At 71.4% G+C, this 18,609-nt stretch carries 19 protein-coding genes; 11 read left to right on the top strand and 8 right to left on the bottom strand.

Annotation, left to right across the window (positions count from 1 at the left end; translation table 11 throughout):
- Positions 1 to 19: 19 nt before the first annotated feature.
- From QFZ75_RS12660 to QFZ75_RS12645, 4 genes are all read left to right on the top strand, one after another.
- A complete protein-coding gene (locus QFZ75_RS12660; protein WP_307536529.1) occupies positions 20 to 937 on the top strand; it encodes a F0F1 ATP synthase subunit gamma in 918 nt (305 codons plus the stop codon).
- A complete protein-coding gene (atpD, locus tag QFZ75_RS12655; protein ID WP_307536527.1) occupies positions 937 to 2,373 on the top strand; it encodes a F0F1 ATP synthase subunit beta in 1,437 nt (478 codons plus the stop codon). Before QFZ75_RS12660 ends, atpD begins: the two co-directional genes overlap by 1 nt.
- A gap of 129 nt (positions 2,374 to 2,502) precedes the next feature.
- Positions 2,503 to 2,877, top strand: a complete 375-nt coding sequence (locus QFZ75_RS12650) for a F0F1 ATP synthase subunit epsilon (protein WP_307536525.1) — start codon at positions 2,503 to 2,505, stop codon at positions 2,875 to 2,877.
- A 128-nt stretch (positions 2,878 to 3,005) separates the two neighbouring features.
- Positions 3,006 to 3,452: a DUF2550 domain-containing protein gene (locus tag QFZ75_RS12645; RefSeq protein ID WP_307536524.1), complete on the top strand. Its 447-nt coding sequence runs from the start codon at positions 3,006 to 3,008 to the stop codon at positions 3,450 to 3,452.
- Between the two features lie 125 nt (positions 3,453 to 3,577).
- Here QFZ75_RS12645 and QFZ75_RS12640 read toward each other — a convergent pair whose 3' ends face one another.
- From QFZ75_RS12640 to QFZ75_RS12630, 3 genes are all read right to left on the bottom strand, one after another.
- On the bottom strand, positions 3,578 to 5,413 hold the full coding sequence (locus QFZ75_RS12640; RefSeq protein ID WP_307536522.1) for a glycoside hydrolase family 18 chitinase: 1,836 nt from the start codon (positions 5,411 to 5,413) through the stop codon (positions 3,578 to 3,580).
- A gap of 105 nt (positions 5,414 to 5,518) precedes the next feature.
- Positions 5,519 to 6,160, bottom strand: coding sequence for a response regulator transcription factor (locus QFZ75_RS12635; protein ID WP_307536520.1), 642 nt, complete (start codon positions 6,158 to 6,160; stop codon positions 5,519 to 5,521).
- The gene (locus QFZ75_RS12630; protein WP_307536518.1) at positions 6,157 to 7,347 is read right to left on the bottom strand and encodes a sensor histidine kinase; all 1,191 of its coding nucleotides are present in this window, start codon (positions 7,345 to 7,347) and stop codon (positions 6,157 to 6,159) included. Before QFZ75_RS12630 ends, QFZ75_RS12635 begins: the two co-directional genes overlap by 4 nt.
- 152 nt (positions 7,348 to 7,499) lie before the next feature.
- On the opposite strand from QFZ75_RS12630, the gene QFZ75_RS12625 reads away from it, so the two are divergent.
- The gene (locus QFZ75_RS12625) at positions 7,500 to 8,069 is read left to right on the top strand and encodes a hypothetical protein (protein WP_307544422.1); all 570 of its coding nucleotides are present in this window, start codon (positions 7,500 to 7,502) and stop codon (positions 8,067 to 8,069) included.
- On the opposite strand, the gene QFZ75_RS12620 is transcribed toward QFZ75_RS12625, so the two are convergent.
- Genes QFZ75_RS12620 through QFZ75_RS12610 form a run of 3 tightly spaced genes read right to left on the bottom strand, consistent with a single transcriptional unit; the run spans position 8,066 to position 10,198 of the window.
- The gene (locus tag QFZ75_RS12620) at positions 8,066 to 8,638 is read right to left on the bottom strand and encodes a cob(I)yrinic acid a,c-diamide adenosyltransferase (RefSeq protein WP_307536516.1); all 573 of its coding nucleotides are present in this window, start codon (positions 8,636 to 8,638) and stop codon (positions 8,066 to 8,068) included. The two genes, QFZ75_RS12625 and QFZ75_RS12620, sit on opposite strands and share 4 nt — an antisense overlap.
- Positions 8,639 to 8,651: 13 nt before the next feature.
- Complete coding sequence (locus QFZ75_RS12615) at positions 8,652 to 9,401, bottom strand: ABC transporter permease (RefSeq protein ID WP_307536514.1); 750 nt, start codon at positions 9,399 to 9,401, stop codon at positions 8,652 to 8,654.
- A gap of 5 nt (positions 9,402 to 9,406) precedes the next feature.
- Positions 9,407 to 10,198 carry an ABC transporter ATP-binding protein gene (locus tag QFZ75_RS12610; RefSeq protein ID WP_307536512.1) on the bottom strand — a complete coding sequence of 264 codons (792 nt, stop codon included), beginning with the start codon at positions 10,196 to 10,198 and terminating at the stop codon, positions 9,407 to 9,409.
- 90 nt (positions 10,199 to 10,288) lie between these two features.
- On the opposite strand from QFZ75_RS12610, the gene QFZ75_RS12605 reads away from it, so the two are divergent.
- The 4 genes from QFZ75_RS12605 (at position 10,289) to QFZ75_RS12590 (ending at position 15,414) form a co-directional block, all read left to right on the top strand.
- Positions 10,289 to 10,930 carry a TetR/AcrR family transcriptional regulator gene (locus tag QFZ75_RS12605; protein WP_307536511.1) on the top strand — a complete coding sequence of 214 codons (642 nt, stop codon included), beginning with the start codon at positions 10,289 to 10,291 and terminating at the stop codon, positions 10,928 to 10,930.
- Between the two features lie 237 nt (positions 10,931 to 11,167).
- Complete coding sequence (locus QFZ75_RS12600; protein ID WP_307536509.1) at positions 11,168 to 12,016, top strand: 3-hydroxyacyl-CoA dehydrogenase family protein; 849 nt, start codon at positions 11,168 to 11,170, stop codon at positions 12,014 to 12,016.
- A 173-nt stretch (positions 12,017 to 12,189) separates the two neighbouring features.
- A complete protein-coding gene (locus tag QFZ75_RS12595) occupies positions 12,190 to 12,513 on the top strand; it encodes an STAS domain-containing protein (RefSeq protein WP_307536506.1) in 324 nt (107 codons plus the stop codon).
- A 294-nt stretch (positions 12,514 to 12,807) separates the two neighbouring features.
- A complete protein-coding gene (locus tag QFZ75_RS12590) occupies positions 12,808 to 15,414 on the top strand; it encodes an ATP-binding protein (RefSeq protein ID WP_307536504.1) in 2,607 nt (868 codons plus the stop codon).
- An 83-nt stretch (positions 15,415 to 15,497) separates the two neighbouring features.
- On the opposite strand, the gene nucS is transcribed toward QFZ75_RS12590, so the two are convergent.
- Positions 15,498 to 16,169 (bottom strand): endonuclease NucS, encoded by a 672-nt coding sequence (gene nucS / locus QFZ75_RS12585; RefSeq protein WP_307536502.1) that lies wholly within the window; start codon positions 16,167 to 16,169, stop codon positions 15,498 to 15,500.
- A gap of 287 nt (positions 16,170 to 16,456) precedes the next feature.
- Here nucS and QFZ75_RS12580 point away from each other — a divergent pair, with 287 nt between their 5' ends.
- Positions 16,457 to 16,849, top strand: a complete 393-nt coding sequence (locus QFZ75_RS12580) for an SCO5389 family protein (RefSeq protein ID WP_307536500.1) — start codon at positions 16,457 to 16,459, stop codon at positions 16,847 to 16,849.
- A gap of 146 nt (positions 16,850 to 16,995) precedes the next feature.
- Here the strand turns inward: QFZ75_RS12580 and QFZ75_RS12575 are convergent, their stop codons facing one another.
- Positions 16,996 to 18,030: an LLM class flavin-dependent oxidoreductase gene (locus QFZ75_RS12575; RefSeq protein WP_307536498.1), complete on the bottom strand. Its 1,035-nt coding sequence runs from the start codon at positions 18,028 to 18,030 to the stop codon at positions 16,996 to 16,998.
- A gap of 226 nt (positions 18,031 to 18,256) precedes the next feature.
- On the opposite strand from QFZ75_RS12575, the gene QFZ75_RS12570 reads away from it, so the two are divergent.
- Positions 18,257 to 18,586 (top strand): ATP/GTP-binding protein, encoded by a 330-nt coding sequence (locus tag QFZ75_RS12570; protein WP_307536496.1) that lies wholly within the window; start codon positions 18,257 to 18,259, stop codon positions 18,584 to 18,586.
- Positions 18,587 to 18,609 lie beyond the last annotated feature (23 nt).

Genomic DNA, 18,609 nt, shown 5'->3' with positions numbered 1-18,609 from the left:
GACGGAAGGGACCTGACTCATGGGAGCCCAGCTCCGGGTCTACAAGCGTCGCATCAAATCCGTCACCGCGACCAAGAAGATCACCAAGGCGATGGAGATGATCGCCGCCTCGCGCGTCGTCAAGGCGCAGCGCAAGGTGGCGGCCTCCACGCCGTACGCGACCGAGCTCACCCGCGCGGTCACGGCGGTCGGGACCGGTTCGAACACCCAGCACCCGCTGACCACGGAGGCCGAGACGGCGACCCGTTCCGCGGTGCTGCTCCTCACGAGCGACCGCGGACTGGCCGGCGCCTTCAACTCCAACGCCATCAAGGCGGCGGAGAGGCTGACCGCCCGCCTGGAGGCCGAGGGCAAGGAGGTCGACACGTACATCGTCGGCCGCCGTGGGCTGGCCCACTACAACTTCCGGGAGCGCAAGGTCTCGGAATCGTGGTCGGGCTTCACCGACGAGCCCTCGTACGGGGACGCGAAGAACGTCGCGGTCCCGCTGATCGAGGCCATCGAGAAGAAGACGGCGGAGGGCGGCGTGGACGAGATCCACATCGTCTACACCGAGTTCGTCTCGATGATGACGCAGACGGCGATCGACAGCCGCCTGCTGCCGCTCAGCCTCGACGAGGTGGCGGAGGAGCAGTCCACCAAGGACGAGATCCTTCCGCTGTACGACTTCGAGCCGTCGGCGGAGGACGTCCTGGACGCCCTTCTGCCGCGGTACGTCGAGAGCCGTATCTACAACGCGCTGCTCCAGTCGGCTGCCTCCAAGCACGCCGCCACCCGCCGCGCGATGAAGTCGGCGACCGACAACGCGGGAGACCTGATCACTTCACTCTCCCGATCTGCCAACGCGGCCCGCCAGGCCGAAATCACCCAGGAAATCAGCGAGATCGTCGGTGGCTCCGCAGCCCTCGCCGACGCGACCGCGGGGAGTGACAGGTAATGACGACGACAGTTGAGACGGCCGTTGCCACGGGCCGCGTCGCCCGGGTCATCGGCCCGGTCGTCGACGTGGAATTCCCCGTCGACGCCATGCCGGAGATCTACAACGCCCTTCACGTCGAGGTGGCCGACCCGGCCAACGCCGGCGAGAAGAAGACGCTGACCCTTGAGGTCGCCCAGCACCTGGGCGACGGTCTGGTCCGCACCATCTCCATGCAGCCCACCGACGGTCTGGTCCGCCAGGCCGCGGTGACCGACACGGGCTCGGGCATCTCCGTCCCGGTCGGTGACTTCACCAAGGGCAAGGTGTTCAACACCCTCGGCGAGGTGCTGAACTCCGACGAGGCCTACACGGGCGACCGGTGGACCATCCACCGCAAGGCCCCCGCGTTCGACCAGCTCGAGTCGAAGACCGAGATGTTCGAGACGGGCCTGAAGGTCGTCGACCTGCTGACCCCGTACGTCAAGGGCGGCAAGATCGGTCTGTTCGGTGGTGCCGGTGTCGGCAAGACCGTGCTGATCCAGGAAATGATCATGCGTGTCGCCAACCTCCACGAGGGCGTCTCCGTCTTCGCGGGCGTCGGTGAGCGCACCCGTGAGGGCAACGACCTCATCGCGGAGATGGAGGAGTCCGGCGTTCTGGACAAGACCGCTCTGGTCTTCGGTCAGATGGACGAGCCCCCGGGCACCCGTCTGCGCGTGGCCCTGGCCGGTCTGACCATGGCGGAGTACTTCCGCGATGTGCAGAAGCAGGACGTGCTGTTCTTCATCGACAACATCTTCCGCTTCACCCAGGCCGGTTCCGAGGTCTCCACCCTGCTCGGCCGTATGCCGTCCGCGGTGGGTTACCAGCCGAACCTGGCCGACGAGATGGGTCAGCTGCAGGAGCGCATCACCTCGACGCGTGGTCACTCGATCACGTCGATGCAGGCGATCTACGTCCCCGCGGACGACCTGACCGACCCGGCCCCGGCCACCACGTTCGCCCACCTCGACGCGACGACGGTTCTCTCCCGTCCGATCTCCGAGAAGGGCATCTACCCGGCCGTGGACCCGCTGGACTCCACGTCCCGCATCCTGGACCCGCGCTACATCGCGCAGGAGCACTACGACGCCGCGATGCGCGTCAAGACGGTCCTGCAGAAGTACAAGGACCTCCAGGACATCATCGCCATCCTCGGTATCGACGAGCTGGGCGAGGAGGACAAGCTCGTCGTCCACCGTGCCCGTCGCGTGGAGCGCTTCCTGTCCCAGAACACCCACGCCGCCAAGCAGTTCACCGGCGTCGACGGGTCGGACGTCCCGCTGGAGGAGTCGATCGCGGCCTTCAACTCGATCATCGACGGCGAGTACGACCACTTCCCGGAGCAGGCGTTCTTCATGTGCGGTGGCATCGAGGACCTCAAGGCGAACGCCAAGGAACTCGGCGTCTCCTGAACCCCGTGTTCCGAGTGAGAAGGGCGGGGCCGTGCCTCGCGGGGCGGGTCCCGCCCTTCTCCACACGCCCATTAGACTTTGACCCAACACCCGGCAGCGAACGCCGGGTGGTGACCCGAGGAGCCCACCTTGGCTGCTGAGCTGCACGTCGAGCTCGTCGCCGCGGACCGCAGTGTCTGGTCCGGCGAGGCCACCCTGGTCGTCGCGCGCACCACGTCCGGCGACATCGGCGTCATGCCCGGTCACCAGCCGCTGCTCGGTGTGCTGGAGTCGGGCCCGGTGACCATCCGTACGAGTGATGGTGGAACGGTCGTCGCCGCGGTGCACGGCGGTTTCATCTCATTCGCGGACAACAAGCTGTCGCTGCTGGCCGAGATCGCCGAGCTGTCGGACGAGATTGACGTCCAGCGTGCGGAGCGGGCGCTCGAGCGCGCGCAGTCGGACGCCGACGCGTCCGCCGAGCGTCGCGCGGACGTCCGACTGCGGGCGGTGTCGGCGCACTGAGACCAGCGCGCCGAAGGAAGTGACTCAGCCGCGGCCAGGACCGGAGCTACTCCGGACCGGGTCGCGGCTGAGGCGATGCGGGTGCTTTTTTCCTTTCCGTTACCTAGGAGACGAGGAGGTCGGTGTCGATGGTCCTCGCTCTGACTGTGATCGGGTCGGTAGTCCTGCTGGTGGCCCTCGGACTCTTCGCCTTCGGCCTGCGTCGCAGAGTGATCCAGCGCTCGGGCGGCACCTTCGACTGCAGCCTGCGCTGGAACGTTCCGGAGAAGGGTGACACCAGCGGCAAGGGCTGGGGTTACGGCATCGCCCGCTACAGCGGCGACCGGATCGAGTGGTTCCGCGTCTTCTCGTACGCGCTGAGGCCGCGCCGCACGCTCGAACGCTCGGCGATCGAGGTGGCCGGGCGCCGTGCCCCCGAGGGCGAGGAGGAGCTGGCGCTGCTCTCCGACGCGATCATCCTCGCCTGTGTCCATCGCGGTACGCGGCTTGAGCTCGCGATGAGCGAGGACGCGCTGACCGGTTTCCTCGCCTGGCTGGAAGCCGCGCCGCCCGGGCAGCGAGTGAATGTGGCGTAACCATTCACTCGCTGCCCGGGCGGTTGTGGTTTGGCACCGCTGGGGTCGGTGGGTTGTCTGCGGGCCCGGTGGGGGCCGGTCGCGCAGTTCCCCGAGCCCCTGCGGGGGCGCTCCTTACGGGGCTGCTAGTTCAGGCCGCTGTTGATGGCCGTCACCAGTTCGCCGTTGGTGGTGTCGCCGCTGAACTCCCAGAAGAACGCGCCTCCCAGGCCCTGGTTCTTGGCCCAGGTCATCTTGGAGCCGATGGTGGCCGGGGTGTCGTAGCTCCACCAGTTGGTGCCGCAGTAGGCGTAGGCCGTGCCGGCGATGGTGCCGGTGACCGGGCAGGAACTCTTGAGGACCTTGTAGTCCTCGATGCCCGGCTCGTACGTGCCGGGTGCCGCGCCGGTCGCCGTGCCGCCGGGCGCGGCCTGGGTGACGCCGGTCCAGCCGCGTCCGTAGAAGCCGATGCCGAGCAGCAGCTTCTTCGCCGGTACGCCCTTGCTCTTGAGCTTGGCGATCGCGTCGGCCGAGTTGAAGCCGGCCGCCGGGATGCCGTTGTACGAGGTCAGCGGCGAGTGCGGGGCGGTCGGGCCGGTGGGCGCGAAGGCGCCGAAGTAGTCGTACGTCATCACGTTGTACCAGTCGAGGTGCTGCGAGGCGCCACCGTAGTCGGCGGCGTCGATCTTGCCGCCGGAGGAGCCGTCCGCCGTGATGGCCGCGGTGACCAGGTAGTTCGAGCCGAACTCGGTGCGCAGTGCCTGGGTGAGGGTCTTGAAGGAGCTGAAGCCGGAGGTGTCGCAGCTCAGGCCGCAGGCGTTCGGGTACTCCCAGTCGATGTCGATGCCGTCGAAGACGTCGGCCCAGCGCGGGTCCTCGACCACGGCCTTGCAGGACTTGGCGAACGCGGCCGGGTTCTGCGCGGCCTGGCCGAAGCCGCCGGAGTAGGTCCAGCCGCCGAACGAGTACAGCACCTTGATGTGCGGGTACTTGGCCTTCAGCTGGCGCAGCTGGTTGAAGTTGCCGCGCAGCGGCTGGTCCCAGCTGTCGGCGGTGCCGCTGACGGACTGGTCGGCGGTGTAGGCCTTGTCGTACGCGGCGTAGGTGTCGTCGACGGTGCACTGACCGTTCTTGACGTTGCCGAACGCGTAGTTGATGTGGGTGATCTTCGACGCGGAGCCCGAGGTGACCAGGTTCTTCACGTGGTAGTTGCGCCCGTAGACGCCCCACTCGGTGAAGTAGCCCAGCTTGACCTTGTCGCCGGTGGGCGGCTCGGTGGTGCCGCCGGTGGTGTGCACGGCGGTCGCGGCGCTCACCGGTCCGGTCTGGTCGGCCGTGTCACGGGCCTGGACGGTGTACGAGTAGTCGCTGCCGGCACTCAGGCCGGTGTCGCCGTACGAGGTGCCGGTCACCGTGGCGACCTTGGCGCCGTCGCGCAGGACGTCGTAGTTCTTGACGCCCTTGTCGTCGGTGGCCGCGCTCCAGGCGAGCTTCACCGAGGTGCCGGTGATGTCGGAGGCGGTCGGCTTGCCCGGGGCGGAGGGCGCGTTGTCGCCGGGGACCGAGGGGCCGCCGTCACAGCTGCCGCCGTTGAGCTTGCAGTTGGCGGGGGAGCCGGTGCCCGACCCGTTGAAGCCGAAGGAGAGGGACGCGCCCGGTGCGAGGGTGCCGTTCCAGGACTTGTTCTTGGCGGTCCAGTGGGTGCCGGAGCTGGTGACGTCGGCGTCCCAGGCGGAGGTGACCGAGGTGCCCGAGGGGAAGTCCCACTCGACGGTCCAGGAACTGAGGGCCGTGGTACCGGTGTTCTTGACGGTCCACTTGCCTTCGAAGCCGCTGCCCCAGTCCTGGGTCTTGGCATAGGTGGCGGTCGCCGACGTGGCGGCCGAGGCGGGGCTCGCGAACCCGACCAGGGCGGCGAACGGCAGCAGCAGGGTGGTGAACCCCGCTACGGCTCTGTGTCCGAGTCTGCGTCTGAGGCGCATCCGCGTCTCCTTGGGGGAGTTTGATGAGGTGCGCAGGACAATAGAAAGGTCTGGACCATAGGTCAATAGGTCCAGACCACTGAGGAGGTGCGGTGCGACCAGTTGTTACACGCCCAACTCCTGCGCCAGTACCGCCGCCTGGACCCGGCTGCGCAGCTCCAGCTTGCCCAGCAGACGGCTGACGTGCGTCTTCACGGTGGCTTCCGCCATGTCGAGACGGACCCCGATCTCCGCGTTGGACAGGCCCTCGCCCAGGCAGGACAGGACCTCCCGTTCGCGCCGGGTCAGCGTGTCCAGGACGGCCGGGTCGGCCCTCGGCTCCCGTACGGGCCTCGCGGCGAACTCGGCGATCAGGCGCCGGGTGACCGCGGGGGCGATCAGACCCTCACCGCCCGCCACCGTGCGGACCGCTTCGAGGAGCTGACGGGCCTCGGTGTTCTTCAGCAGGAAGCCGGCGGCGCCCGCGCGCAGGGCGCCGAACACGTACGCGTCGAGGTCGAACGTGGTCAGGACGAGGACGTCGGCGAGGCCCTCGCCGACGACCTGGCGGGTGGCGGAGACGCCGTCCAGACGGGGCATCTGGACGTCCATCAGGACCAGGTCGGGGCGCAGCTCCCTGGCCAGGGCCACCGCCTGCTCGCCGTCCGCGGCCTCGCCGACCACCTCGATGTCGGGGGCGCTGCGCAGGATCAGGACGAGACCGGCGCGTACGGCGGACTGGTCCTCGGCGACGAGCACACGGATCATGCGGTATCTCCTTCGGTGATCGGGAACGTGGCGCGGACGGTCCAGGTCCCGCCGTCCTCCCCGTCTTCGGGACCGGCCTCGAACGTGCCCTGCAGCAGGGCGACCCGCTCGCGCATCCCGATCAGGCCCGCGCCCGACCCGGGGGCCCGCGGGCCGTCGTTCCGGGCGCCGCCGAACGGGCTGGTCACCCGGACGTCCAGGGCGTGCTCGCGCTGTACGAGGGAGACGGTGACCCGGCCGGCGGAGGCGTGCTTGAGGGCGTTGGTCAGGGATTCCTGCACGATCCGGTAGGCGGCCAGCTCGACCGGGGTGGGCAGCGCCGTGTGCGTGCGGTCGAGTGCGACGTCGAGGCCGTTGGCGCGCGCGTGCTCCACCAGCGGACCGAGCCCGTCCAGGGTGGGCGCGGCGGCCGGCTCGGTGTCGCCGCTGCTGTCCCGCAGGATGCCGATGAGGCGGCGCATCTCGGCCAGCCCCTCGACGCTGTTCTCGCGGATGACGCCGAGGGCCTCCTTCGAGGTGTCCGGGTCGTCCAGGGAGAGCGCGGCCGTGGAGTGGATGGCGATCGCCGACAGGTGGTTGGCGACCAGGTCGTGCAGTTCCCGGGCCATCCGGGCGCGTTCGGCGGTGACCGCCTGGGTGCGGTCGATCTCGGCGAGCAGGGCGGTCTGCCCGGCGCGCAGCCGGGCGGCCTCGGCGGCGTCGCGGTGGTTGCGGACGACCCAGCCGGTGGCGCCGGGCATGAACGCCACGACCCCGATGACCACACCGAGCAGCAGCGCCTCCGGCTCCCGCAGGAGGGCGACCGGCACCACCGTGCCGAGCACCGTGAGCAGGCCGCTGATCCACAGGACGCGGCGGGCGGTGGCGGGCGGCCCGTACAGCACGGCGGCGTAGACGAGGTCCGTGAACATCACGACGGTCGCCAGGTTGCCCCGGGTGACGCTGTCGAGGGTCATGGCCGCGACGCCGATCAGCAGAGCGGTGCGCGGGCGGGTGCGCCGCAGCAGCTCGCAGGCCACCGTCACGGCGAGCGGCAGGAGGACCGGCCAGGGGCCGGACCGGAGCACGACCGGGTCGGTGGCGGAGCGCGTGTGGACGCCGGTGCTCCACAGGACGAGCCCGCCGGTCAGTCCCGCCAGCGCGATGCGTACGTCGTCGCGGTGCGGACGCAGGCGTCGTACGGGCATGGCTCCATCCAACACGGTGCGTGCGCCCGTCGCCTGGTCCCGGAGGACGGTCCACGGGTACATCGAAGGATGCAGTGCCGGTTCGTCATCGCCGACGACGCTCTCCGGCTCCGCCCGCGGGAGCCTTGGAGGGTGATCGGGAGGAGTTCGTCGTGGTCGTCACGCTGATCGTCGTCTGCGAGATCGGGTTCTGGGTGCTGCTGGCCGCGGGGCTGGCCTTCCGGTACCTGCTGAGGATGCCCCGCACAGGGCTGGCCCTGCTGCTGTGCGAGCCCCTGCTGGAGGTCGTGCTGCTGGTGGTCACCGCGCTGGACCTGAGGGCCGGGGCCGAGCCGGACTGGACGCACGGGCTGGCCGCGCTGTACATCGGGTACACCGTCGGGCACGGGCACCGGACCGTGACGTGGCTCGACGGTCACGCGGCGCACCGGTTCGGGGGCGCGCCCCCGCCCGCCGGGGCGCCCAGGTACGGGATGGCGCGGGCGCGGCACGAGGGGCGGGTGTGGCTCGGCACGGTGGTGGCCGCGGGGGTCGCGACGGTACTGCTCCAGATCGCGATCCGGTACGTCGACGACCCCGGGCGGGTCGGATCACTGGAGAACTGGCAGTTCGTGGCGTGGCGGGCGGCCGGGATCCACGGGCTGGTGGCGCTGACCTACCTGGTGTGGCCGAAGAAGGCGCCCGCGGCTCCGGTGGAGGCCGGTCGCGCACCCGGGCGCTAGCGTTCGCCGCCCGGGACCCACAGCACGTCCCCCACCTCCTTGTTCGCCGTCCTGGCCAGGATGAACAGGAGGTCCGAGAGGCGGTTGAGGTAGGTCGCCGTCAGGGGGTTCATGACCTCGCCGTGGGACTCCAGGGCCGTCCACGTGGAGCGTTCCGCCCGGCGGACCACCGTGCAGGCCTGGTGGAGGAGGGCCGCGCCGGGGGTGCCGCCGGGGAGGATGAAGGAGCGGAGTTTGTCCAGCTGTTCGTTGAAGCGGTCGCAGTCCGCCTCCAGCTTGTCGATGTAGAACTGCTCGACCCGCAGCGGCGGGAACTCGGGGTTCTCGACGACCGGCGTGGACAGGTCCGCGCCCACGTCGAACAGGTCGTTCTGGACGCGCGAGAGCACCTTGACGATCTCCTCGTCGAGGTTGCCGAGGGCGATCGCCGTGCCGAGGGCCGCGTTCGCCTCGTTGGCGTCGGCGTACGCCGAGATCCGCGGGTCCGTCTTGGCGGTGCGGCTCATGTCGCCGAGGGCCGTGGTGCCCCGGTCGCCGGTCCTGGTGTAGATGCGCGTCAGATTGACCATGCGGCCAGCCTAGTTATGCCCCGGCCGTGCGGAACACGCGTGTGCCCACCGTCACGGCGAGCCCGGCGAAGCCGACGGCCACCAGGACCCCGTACCCCATGGAGGCGGTGGCGTACGAGCCGACGTACGCGTCCCGCATCGCGTCCACCAGATAGCGCAGCGGCATGACGTGCGAGAGGGCGTCCAGCCAGCCGGGCGCCAGCGACATGGGCAGCATGAGGCCGGACAGCAGCATGGACGGCATGGCCACGGCGTTGACCGTCGGGCCGAACGCGTGGGGCGCGGCGGTCCGCATGGCCAGCGCGTACGACAGCGAGGCCAGTGAGACGGTCAGCAGCGCGACGAACGCGAAGCCGATCAGGATGCCGGCGACGGGTGCGCGCAGGCCCATCACCACGGCGGCCAGGACCAGCAGGACCGCCTGGAGGACGAGGACCGCGGTGTCGCGCAGCACCCGGCCCAGCAGGAGCGCCAGCCGGCTGACCGGGGTGACGCGCATCCGCTCCACGACCCCGTGGTTCTTCTCGACGATGATCATGAAACCGGCGAACGCGGCGCCGAACAGGCCGAGCTGCAGCAGCAGTCCGGGGACCAGGACCTGCCAGGAACTCCCGCCGCCGCCCAGCGGCAGATCGGTGAGCAGGGGGCCGAAGAACAGCAGGTACAGCATCGGCATCAGGACGCCGAAGAGCATCGCGAACCGGGAACGCAGGGTCTGGCGGAGGTAGCGCCCGAAGATCAGCGCGGTGTCGTGGAGCAGCATGTCTCTCAAGCCCCCTGCAGGGTCGCGGGAAGGGGGCCGGCCGGTGCGGCGGCACGGCCGGTGATCGCGAGGAAGGTGTCCTGGAGCGTCGCGTCGATCGACCCTCCGTACCGGAGCTTGAGCGCGCCCGGCGTGCCCTCCGCCACCACGACGCCCTCGTCGACGACCACGAGCCGGTCGGCCAGCGCGTCCGCCTCGTCGAGGTAGTGCGTGGTGAGCAGGACCGTGGTGCCGTACGCGTCGCGCAGCCGCCGTACGAGGTCCCAGAGGTCGGCGCGGCTCGCCGGGTCGAGGCCGGTGGTCGGTTCGTCGAGGAACAGCACCTCGGGGCGGTGGGTGAGGCCGAGGGCGATGTCGAGCCGGCGGCGCTGCCCGCCGGAGAGCGCCGAGGTCTTCCGGTCGAGGAGGCCGTCCAGGCCGAGGTCCCGGGCCAGTTCCCCGGCGCGCTCGACGGCCTGTCGCTTCGTCAGGCGGTAGAGGCGCCCCTGGGTGACCAGTTCCTCGCGGACGGAGACCTGCGGATCGACCCCGCCCGACTGCGCCACGTACCCGCACGCGCGGCGGACGCCCGCCGGGTCGGTGGCCAGGTCGTGGCCCGCGACGGTGGCGGCGCCGCCGGTGGGCGGCAGCAGGGTCGTGAGCATCCGGAGCGTGGTCGTCTTGCCGGCCCCGTTCGGGCCGAGGAGGCCGAGGATCTCGCCCGCCGCGACGGTGAGGTCGATGCCGCGGACCGCCTCGACGGGCCCGCGTTTGGTCTGGAAGGTCCGGGCCAGGCCGGCCGTGCTGATGATGGGCATGCGCCAAGAAAAACAGAGGGACTTGAATTTTGCAATGCCACCAAAATTGCATGGAGCCCAAAAAGTCCCGGTCCGGCCTACCATGAGGCCATGGCAGAGGGGCTCAGGGAGCGGAAGAAGCGCGAGACCAGGCAGCGCATCTCGGACATCGCGACGGGGCTGTTCCTGGAGCACGGCTTCGTGACCGTGACGATGGTCGACGTCGCGGACGCCGCCGACGTGTCCGTGAACACCGTCTACAACTACTTCCCGGCCAAGGAGGACCTCTTCTTCGACCGCAGCAAGGGCGTCGTCGACCGGCTCTCGCGCTGGGTGCGGGGCCGACCCGCCGGTGAGTCGGCGGCCGCCGCCGTCCTGCGCGAACTGCGCGAGGAGGTCGAGGCCGTCTCGCCGCACGTCGGCCTGATGGAGGGGTACGACCGCTTCATGCGCGTCATCCACGACGCGCCCGCCCTCCGCTCCCGCCTCTGGAGCCTCCAGCAGGAGGTCCACGACGACCTGGAGGCGACCCTGCGCGCGGAGACGGGCGCGGCGCCGGACGACCCGACACCCGGCCTGATGGCCGGCCAGATCGGCTGGCTCCACCAGACGGTCATGAGCACGGTCGGCCGTGAGATGGTCGGCGGGCGCGCTCCGGCCGAGGTCTCCCGCGAGGTGCTGGTCCTCCTCGACGCCATGGAGGACCTTTTGAGTGAGAAGGTCCTCAACTACGCCGTACGGGGCGCGGAATGAGCCGCCCGGTGTGATGTCCGTCAGATGAGACGTGACGCGCATTACTTACCGGTCACACGGCACCTCACGGACGCTAAGGTCCGCCGGAGAGGCAACCCTGCGGCGTGTCGTGCGGGGCTGTCTCGCGATGTCAACGCCAGTCGTCCCAGCCGGCGGTTCTCCGGCTGGACGCGGGGTCGCGCGGCGGTGGCCGCACCGGGACGCGGCCCCGCGAAGAAGCAGCAGGGGAGTCGGACAGTGGCAGGGAAGCTCGCCGTCATCGGGGCCGGACTCATGGGTTCCGGTATCGCCCAGGTCGCCGCACAGGCCGGCTGGGACGTCGTCCTGCGGGATGTCACCGACGCGGCGCTGACCCGTGGCACCGACGGCATCAAGGCCTCGTACGACAGGTTCGTGAGCAAGGGGAAGCTGGACGCCGACGCGGCCGGACAGGCGCTGGGCCGGATCACCACGACGACCGACCTGGACGCGGTCGCCGACGCCGACATCGTCGTCGAGGCCGTCTTCGAGAAGCTGGAAGTCAAGCACGAGATCTTCCGGGCGCTCGACGGACTGGTGAAGGACGAGGCCGTACTCGCCTCCAACACCTCCGCCATCCCGATCACCAAGATCGCGGCGGCCACCGCGCGTCCGGAGCGGGTCGTCGGCGTGCACTTCTTCTCGCCGGTCCCGATGATGCAGCTGTGCGAACTCGTGCGCGGCTACAAGACGAGCGACGCGACGCTCGCGCGTGCCCGGGAGTTCGCCGAGTCGGTCGGCAAGACCTGCATCGTCGTCAACCGCGACGTGGCCGGCTTCGTGACCACCCGGCTCATCTCGGCACTGGTCGTCGAGGCGGCCAAGCTGTACGAGTCGGGCGTGGCCAGCGCCGAGGACATCGACCTGGCCTGCAAGCTGGGCTTCGGCCACGCCATGGGGCCGCTCGCCACCGCCGACCTCACGGGCGTCGACATCCTGCTGCACGCCACCGGCAACATCTACACCGAGTCCCAGGACGAGAAGTTCGCCCCGCCGGAGCTGATGCGCCGGATGGTCGACGCCGGTGACATCGGGCGCAAGAGCGGGCAGGGCTTCTACACGTACTGATCCGCGTACCGGCTCCGTGACGGTCCGCGGCCTGTCACCCCGTCACTCGTTGGGGTCGACTTCGGTATCGGTTCGCTCACGGAGGGCAACTTCTGCCCCGGTACCGCAGTCAGTCCTGGCACAGGGCACGACGAAGACGACGGGCACGAAACACGCACTCTCGGGGAGCGCATATGCACATCAGGGGCGACCACGCCGAGCTGGTCGTCGGGGGCCGCCTCGACGTCCGCAGCGCGGCGGACGCCCGTACGGTCCTGCACTCGGCCGTCGACGACGGAGCCGGCGACCTGGTGCTCGACCTGTCAGAGCTGGACTCCTGGGACGCCACCGGACTCGGTGTCATCATGGGGGCCCACCGGCGGGCGGGGCGGTGCGGCCGCAGGCTTGTGCTGCGCGGCGTCCCGCCGCAGATGCAGCGCCTGCTGGTGGCCACCCGGCTGCACCGGATCCTGGCCGTCGAGGGCGGGATCGGGGTCGAGTCGCTGCCCCGGGTGTGACACCGGGAGGCGGTGCGGGCCTTCGCCGTACGCGGTCCGCGTCACTGCCGCAAACGGCGAAGACCGGATGGGAAGCGGCGTGCGAAACCCGTACCTCGCGAACAATCCTCACGAAGCTGTGACGTCTCGGACGGCGCGGTACCCCGTGTGTTCGGAGATACTGTGCGAAGGTTTAGGGTTCGGCTGCCCGCGTGTTGATGGACCCGTCAGTGGGCACCGGACCAGAAGCGACAGCGCGGTGTGCGGCAGGCCGGAGGGGGCGCGGCACACGACGCTTTTGGGGGGCTTGGACCTATGGACCCGACGAACCGGGGACCCGAAGAGTACGGCCACGACGACGGCTCGGCGCCACGACAGCGCCCGCCGCGCGAGCCGTTGACGCACACGCCGGGGCAGGGGCAGAAGAGCGCCCAGCACCCGGCCGCCCTGCACACACCCGTGCCGGCCCGCACCGTGCGACTCGTCACGGGCGACCACCTGCTCACCGTCAATCCCGTCGACGGCAGCGAGATCGAGCTCTGCCCGCCGGGCGAGCGGCCGCCGCGGCCCGTGAAGTTCAGCGCGTCCGAGCGGGCCGACCTGGCCCGCGCCGGCCGGCCGACCGTACCGCCCGGGGCCCCGCAGCACAGACTGCCGCTCCTGGAGCGCCAGGAGGAGCGTGAGCGGCTCGTACGGCTGCTCGCGCGCGGCCGCTCCGTCCGGCTCACCGGGCCCTCGGGCTCGGGCCGCACGGCGCTGCTCGACGCCGTCGCCGACGACTGCGCGGACCTCGCGCCCGACGGCGTGGTCCGCCTCAGCGGCCACCGCCGTACCGCCGACGACCTGCTGCACGACCTCTTCGCCGCCGTCCACGACGCCCCGCGGCACCGGCCGGAACAGGACGAACTGCGCGCCCTCGTCCACGACATCGGCGCGGTCGTCGTCCTGGACGACGTGGAGTTCGGCGGCGGCACGCTCGACGACCTGCTCGACGCCACCCCCGAGTGCGCCTGGCTGATCTCCGCGACGCCGCGGACCGCCGCGCCGTCCGCCGACTCACTCCTCGAAGAGGTCTTCCTCGGCGGCCTCGGCCGCGGTGGCGGCCTCGAACTGCTGGAGCGCGCCGTCGGCCGCGTCCTGACCGAGGAGGAGGCCAACTGGGCGGGCGACCTCTGGTTCGAGTCCGAGGGGCTCCCGCTGCGCTTCGTGCAGGCCGGCGCCCTGCTGCGGCAGCGCGACCAGCTGCTCACCGACCCGGAGGCCTTCGGGGACCCGGACGCCTTCGACGGCCCCGACCGCTCCGGTCAGGGCGCGGACGCGCCCGCGGACGCGTCCTTCGGCACCGAGGACGAGCACGACGGCCACGACGCCGGCCACGGCCACGACGTGCCGCTGCCCTCGCTCGCCGAGGGCGCCGCGCCCGCCGCGCTGCTCGCCTCCCGGCTCAGCGAGTCGGCCCACGCCACCCTGCGCTTCGCCGTCGCGCTGAACGGCGAGGTGCCGCACCAGGCCCACCTGCCCGCCCTCGTGGGCCACACCCACGCGGACGCCGCGCTCGCGGAACTGGCCGGCTGCGCGCTCGTCACACCGGTCGGGGCGCACTACCGGCTCGCCGCGGGCGTGCAGACCCAGCTGGAGGCCGCCGGGTACGCGTCCGACGCCGAGGCGACGGCCCGCACCGCCGCCCGGCACTACACCTGGTGGGCGGGGCACCCGTCCGTCACCCCGGAGCGGGTCTGCGCCGAGGCGGACGCCGTGCTCGCCGCCCTGGCCGCCCTGGTGCCGCTCACGGCGGCGCCGGCCGAGGACGAGGAGACCGCGCCCGCGGTGGGGCTGGCTCGGGCGGCCGCGCCCGCGTTCGCCGCGGGACTGCACTGGAGCGCCTGGGAGCGCGCGCTGCGGGCGGGGAGCGAGGCGGCCAAGCTCGCCGGCCAGGTCTCGGACCAGGCCTACTTCCACCACGAGCTGGGCGTTCTCGCGCTCTGCGGCGGGCAGCTCGACCGGGCCCGTGTCGAGCTGGAGGCATCCGTCGGCCTGCGCGGCGCCCTCGCCGACAAGCGCGGCACCGTCGCGGGCCGGCGCGCCCTCGCCCTGGTCGCGGACCGCTCGGGAGACACCCCGTCGGCGGGCATCGGCCCGACGACGGGCGAGGAGGTGCCCGACGCGCGGTCCGAGGAGTCGGCGTCACCGCCCGGCGGTGTACCGGCCGCGTTCGCGGCGGTTCCCTCGCTGCAGGCACCGGGCGAGTCCGCCACACTGATCACCCACCGGACCGGACCCGCCGCCTCGGCGAAGCCCGGCGTGACGGGCGGGGTCAAGGGGCTGGTCAACGGCGGCCGGCGCAATCTGGTCGCCGCCGGCGCGGGCGCCCTGCTCGCCGCCGTGCTCGGCACGGTGGTGACGCTCGGCGCGACCTCCAGCCCGGACGACAACGCCCCGGCGGAGAAGGTCGGCGTCAACCCGACGGCCGGCGTGGGCGACGACGGCAGCGACCTCGGCGCGGACCGGCCGAAGAAGGGCGCCGGTGACGCGGGCTCGACGAACCGTCCGGCCGACCCCGGCGAGGACGGGGTCCTCGGGACCTCGGACGACCCGACGCCGTCCTCGGCCGGCGAGCCGTCGGACGAGCCGAGCGGGTCGAAGGAGCCGAGCCCGAGCGGGTCCGCGACGAAGCCGTCGTCCCCGGCCCCCAAGCCGTCGACCTCACCCCCGAAGCCGCCGGCCAGCCCGACCCCGCCGGCCAGTCCGACGCCGACTCCGACGCCCACCGTGTCCGAGCCCTCCGGGGAGCCCAGCGAGACCCCGCCGTCCACCCCGGAGACCTCCGACTCGGCCGGCGGTCCCGCGTCCACGCCCGCCACGAGCAGTTCCGCGAGCGGCTCGGCGGGCAGCGGCACCCCCGGGTCGCCCGCGGTGATCTGAGCTGTCCGGCACGGCATGACGGTGGGCCGGGTCCTCTCCCAGGACCCGGCCCACCGCCGTGCCGTACGTATGCCCCGCCGCGGTCAGAACAGCCGCAGCTTGTCGTCCTCGATGCCCCGCAGCGCGTTGTAGTCGAGGACCGTGCAGCCGATGCCCCGGTCGGTGGCGAGGACCCGCGCCTGGGGCTTGATCTCCTGGGCCGCGAAGATGCCGCGGACCGGCGCGAGGTGCGGGTCGCGGTTCAACAGGTCCAGGTAGCGCGTCAGTTGCTCCACGCCGTCGATCTCACCGCGCCGCTTGATCTCCACGGCGACGGTCCCGCCGTTCGCGTCGCGGCACAGGATGTCGACCGGGCCGATGGCCGTCATGTACTCGCGGCGGATCAGCGAGTAGCCCTCACCGAGGGTCTCGATGCGGTCGGCGAGGAGCTCCTGCAGGTGCGCCTCCACACCGTCCTTGATCAGGCCGGGGTCGACGCCGAGCTCGTGCGAGGAGTCGTGGAGGACCTCCTCCATGGTGATGATGAGCTTCTCACCGGCCTTGTTGACGACCGTCCAGACGCCTTCGTCGTCCCCCGAACCCTCCTTCAGCGTGCAGGGCGGCGACATCCAGTTGAGGGGCTTGTAGGCCCGGTCGTCCGCATGGATCGAGACACTCCCGTCCGCCTTCACGAGGATCAGGCGAGGGGCCGAGGGGAGATGGGCGGTGAGCCGGCCCGCGTAGTCGACGGAGCAGCGGGCAATGACGAGACGCATGGTCGGCAACGCTACTCGACCGGCACGGGTCGGCGCGATCCGCCCGGGAGGCCCGGCGGCCGCGGCCCGGCCCGTCGTCCCTGTTTCCCCGGATAAGCCCTGTTCGGAAGTGGCCGGTTGTGTGCACGTCGGGTCCTCGCCGTGTGCGCAATGTCCTGGTGCGGCCACGAACAGTTGCCTAACGTATAAACCGGAGGTCGCGACGCATGTACGCAGCGTGGTCGCGTCGCGGTCCCCCTTGCCTGTCCGTCAGCCCCCTCGGCCGAGGGGGTGCGAGAGGAGAACCCATGTCGCTGGACGTCTCACCGGCCCTACTCGAAAAGGCCGAGCGAGGCGAGGTCGACGAAGCGGAATTCGTCGACTGCGTCCGGACCTCCCTGCCCTACGCGTGGGAGATGATCAGCTCCCTGGTGGCCCAGCTGAAGGTGGACGGCGGCAACTTCGCCGACAACCAGACGCCGCCGCCGGACGAGCACGCGCGGGGCCAACTGCTGCGTGCCCTCGCGAGCGACGCGATACGAGGTGCGCTGCAGCGGCACTTCGGGGTGCGGCTGGCCTTCCAGAACTGCCACCGGGTGGCAGTGTTCCCGCTGGACGGCTCGGTGGACGACACCCTGGCCCGCTTCACGTCGGTGCGCAGTCAACTGCTGAACCAGTCGCCGGAGTTCCGGGACTGCTGACGCGTTGACGTCGCACGGCTCGCCGCTCCGTACGCGGGAGGTGTTCTGTACGGGAGCGGCGGGTTTCCCGTGGTCCGGGCCCCAGGGCCCGGACCACGGGTCGGCGGAGCCGGGTCCTCGCGCCCTGGCCGGGGCGCGGGTCCCGCTCACCGCAGGCGTGGCAGTACCTCGCCCCCCAGCCGCCGGACGTTCTCCTCCGTGGCGTCCAGGTCGCCCGAGCCTTCCACGAGGAGGGCGAAGCGGGTGATCCCCGTGCGTTCGGAGGTCGCCGCGAGGCGGTCCGCGCACAGCTGGGGCGTACCCACCGGGTGGAGTCCGCACAGGAGTTCCGTGTAGGCCAGCGGATCGCGCATCGTGCGCTTGCGGCCGTCCACCGTCACATGCGCATCGAGCCCTTGTTTGAGCCATCCCGGCATGGCCTTCTGGAGCGACTCGACGGCGTCCGTCCGCCGGTCCGCGATCTGCGCGACGCCGGCCGACACATGGGAGGCGCCGGCGCCCGCGATCTCGTCGGGGGAGCGCCCCGAGGCGCGCGCGTGCGTACGCCACAGCGCGACCATCTCCGCCTTCTCCTCGTCCCCCACGTGCATGCCGAGCAGCATCGGCAGTCCGCGCTCGGCGGCCGTCCTGACGCTCGACGGCGAGGTGCAGGCGACGATCACCTCGGGACCCTCGCCGCCCGTCAGGGCCTGCGACGGCCTCGGTACGACGGCCACCTCGCGGAAGCCGAAGCGCTCGGAGCCGCCCGCCACGGCCGGCCGGCGCAGCCACCGGACCAGCAGATCGAGTGATTCCGGGAACCCCTTCTCGTACGCCTCGAGTCCCGTCCCGAAGACCTCGAGGTCGACCCAGGGCCCGCCCCGCCCCACGCCGAGCGAGAACCGTCCGCCCGACGTCACGTGCAGCAGCGCGGTCTGCTCGCCGAGTGCCACCGGGTGCACGGTGGGCAGCACACTGACCGCCGTGCCCACCCGGATGCGCCGGGTGCGGCCGAGCAGTAACGCCGCGAGCGTCACGGCCGACGGGCACGTCCCGTACGGCACGAAATGGTGCTCGGCCAGCCACACCGCATCGAGCCCGGCCTCCTCGGCGACCTCCGCGGACCGCACCGCGCGGTGCAGGGCCTCGCCCTGTCCCTGACCGGGAAACTGGGCCGCCAGAACAAAACTTCCTACGCGCATCGCACTCCTGCTTCCTTGGGCCGACGCGGCTCCCCCACCTCGCATAACTGCCTGACACGTGCCAAGGACACGGCTTGGCGTGGAGATTGGCGGATTGTCTGGAGAATGGGCCGTCGGTGCGGGGATTCCGTAGGGTTTGGTGACGTACGCGCACCCCTGGGTGCTCCGCGTAGGCTGGGCGCAGCCCGTGCCGCCCCGCCCCCTGTACAGCTCCGTGAGGTGTCCTGTGTCCCCGCGCCGCAACCGCCCCCGTGCCGATGGCTCCGGCCGGAGCGCGGACGAGGATCCGTCCGGCCGGTACGGGGGCTGGCAGTCCTCGGAGAGCTGGCAGGGCGAGTCCTGGAGCGTACGGCACGTGGCGGGCGCGAGCGCGCAGGGCAAGACGTACCGCTGCCCCGGCTGCGACCAGCAGATCCCCTCCGGCGTCCCGCACGTGGTGGCCTGGCCCGAGCACTCCGGGGTGGACGAGCGCCGCCACTGGCACAAGGCCTGCTGGAACGCGAAGGACCGCCGCACCACGAGGGTGCAGCGGTCCCGGAACGCGCCGAGGTTCTGAGGCCTCGGGCGGCGACGGCACGT

This window comes from Streptomyces sp. V3I8, from assembly GCF_030817535.1.
Taxonomy (GTDB): domain Bacteria; phylum Actinomycetota; class Actinomycetes; order Streptomycetales; family Streptomycetaceae; genus Streptomyces.
Note: the sequence above shows the minus strand (reverse complement) of the source record. Positions and strands in the feature narration are given on the sequence as shown.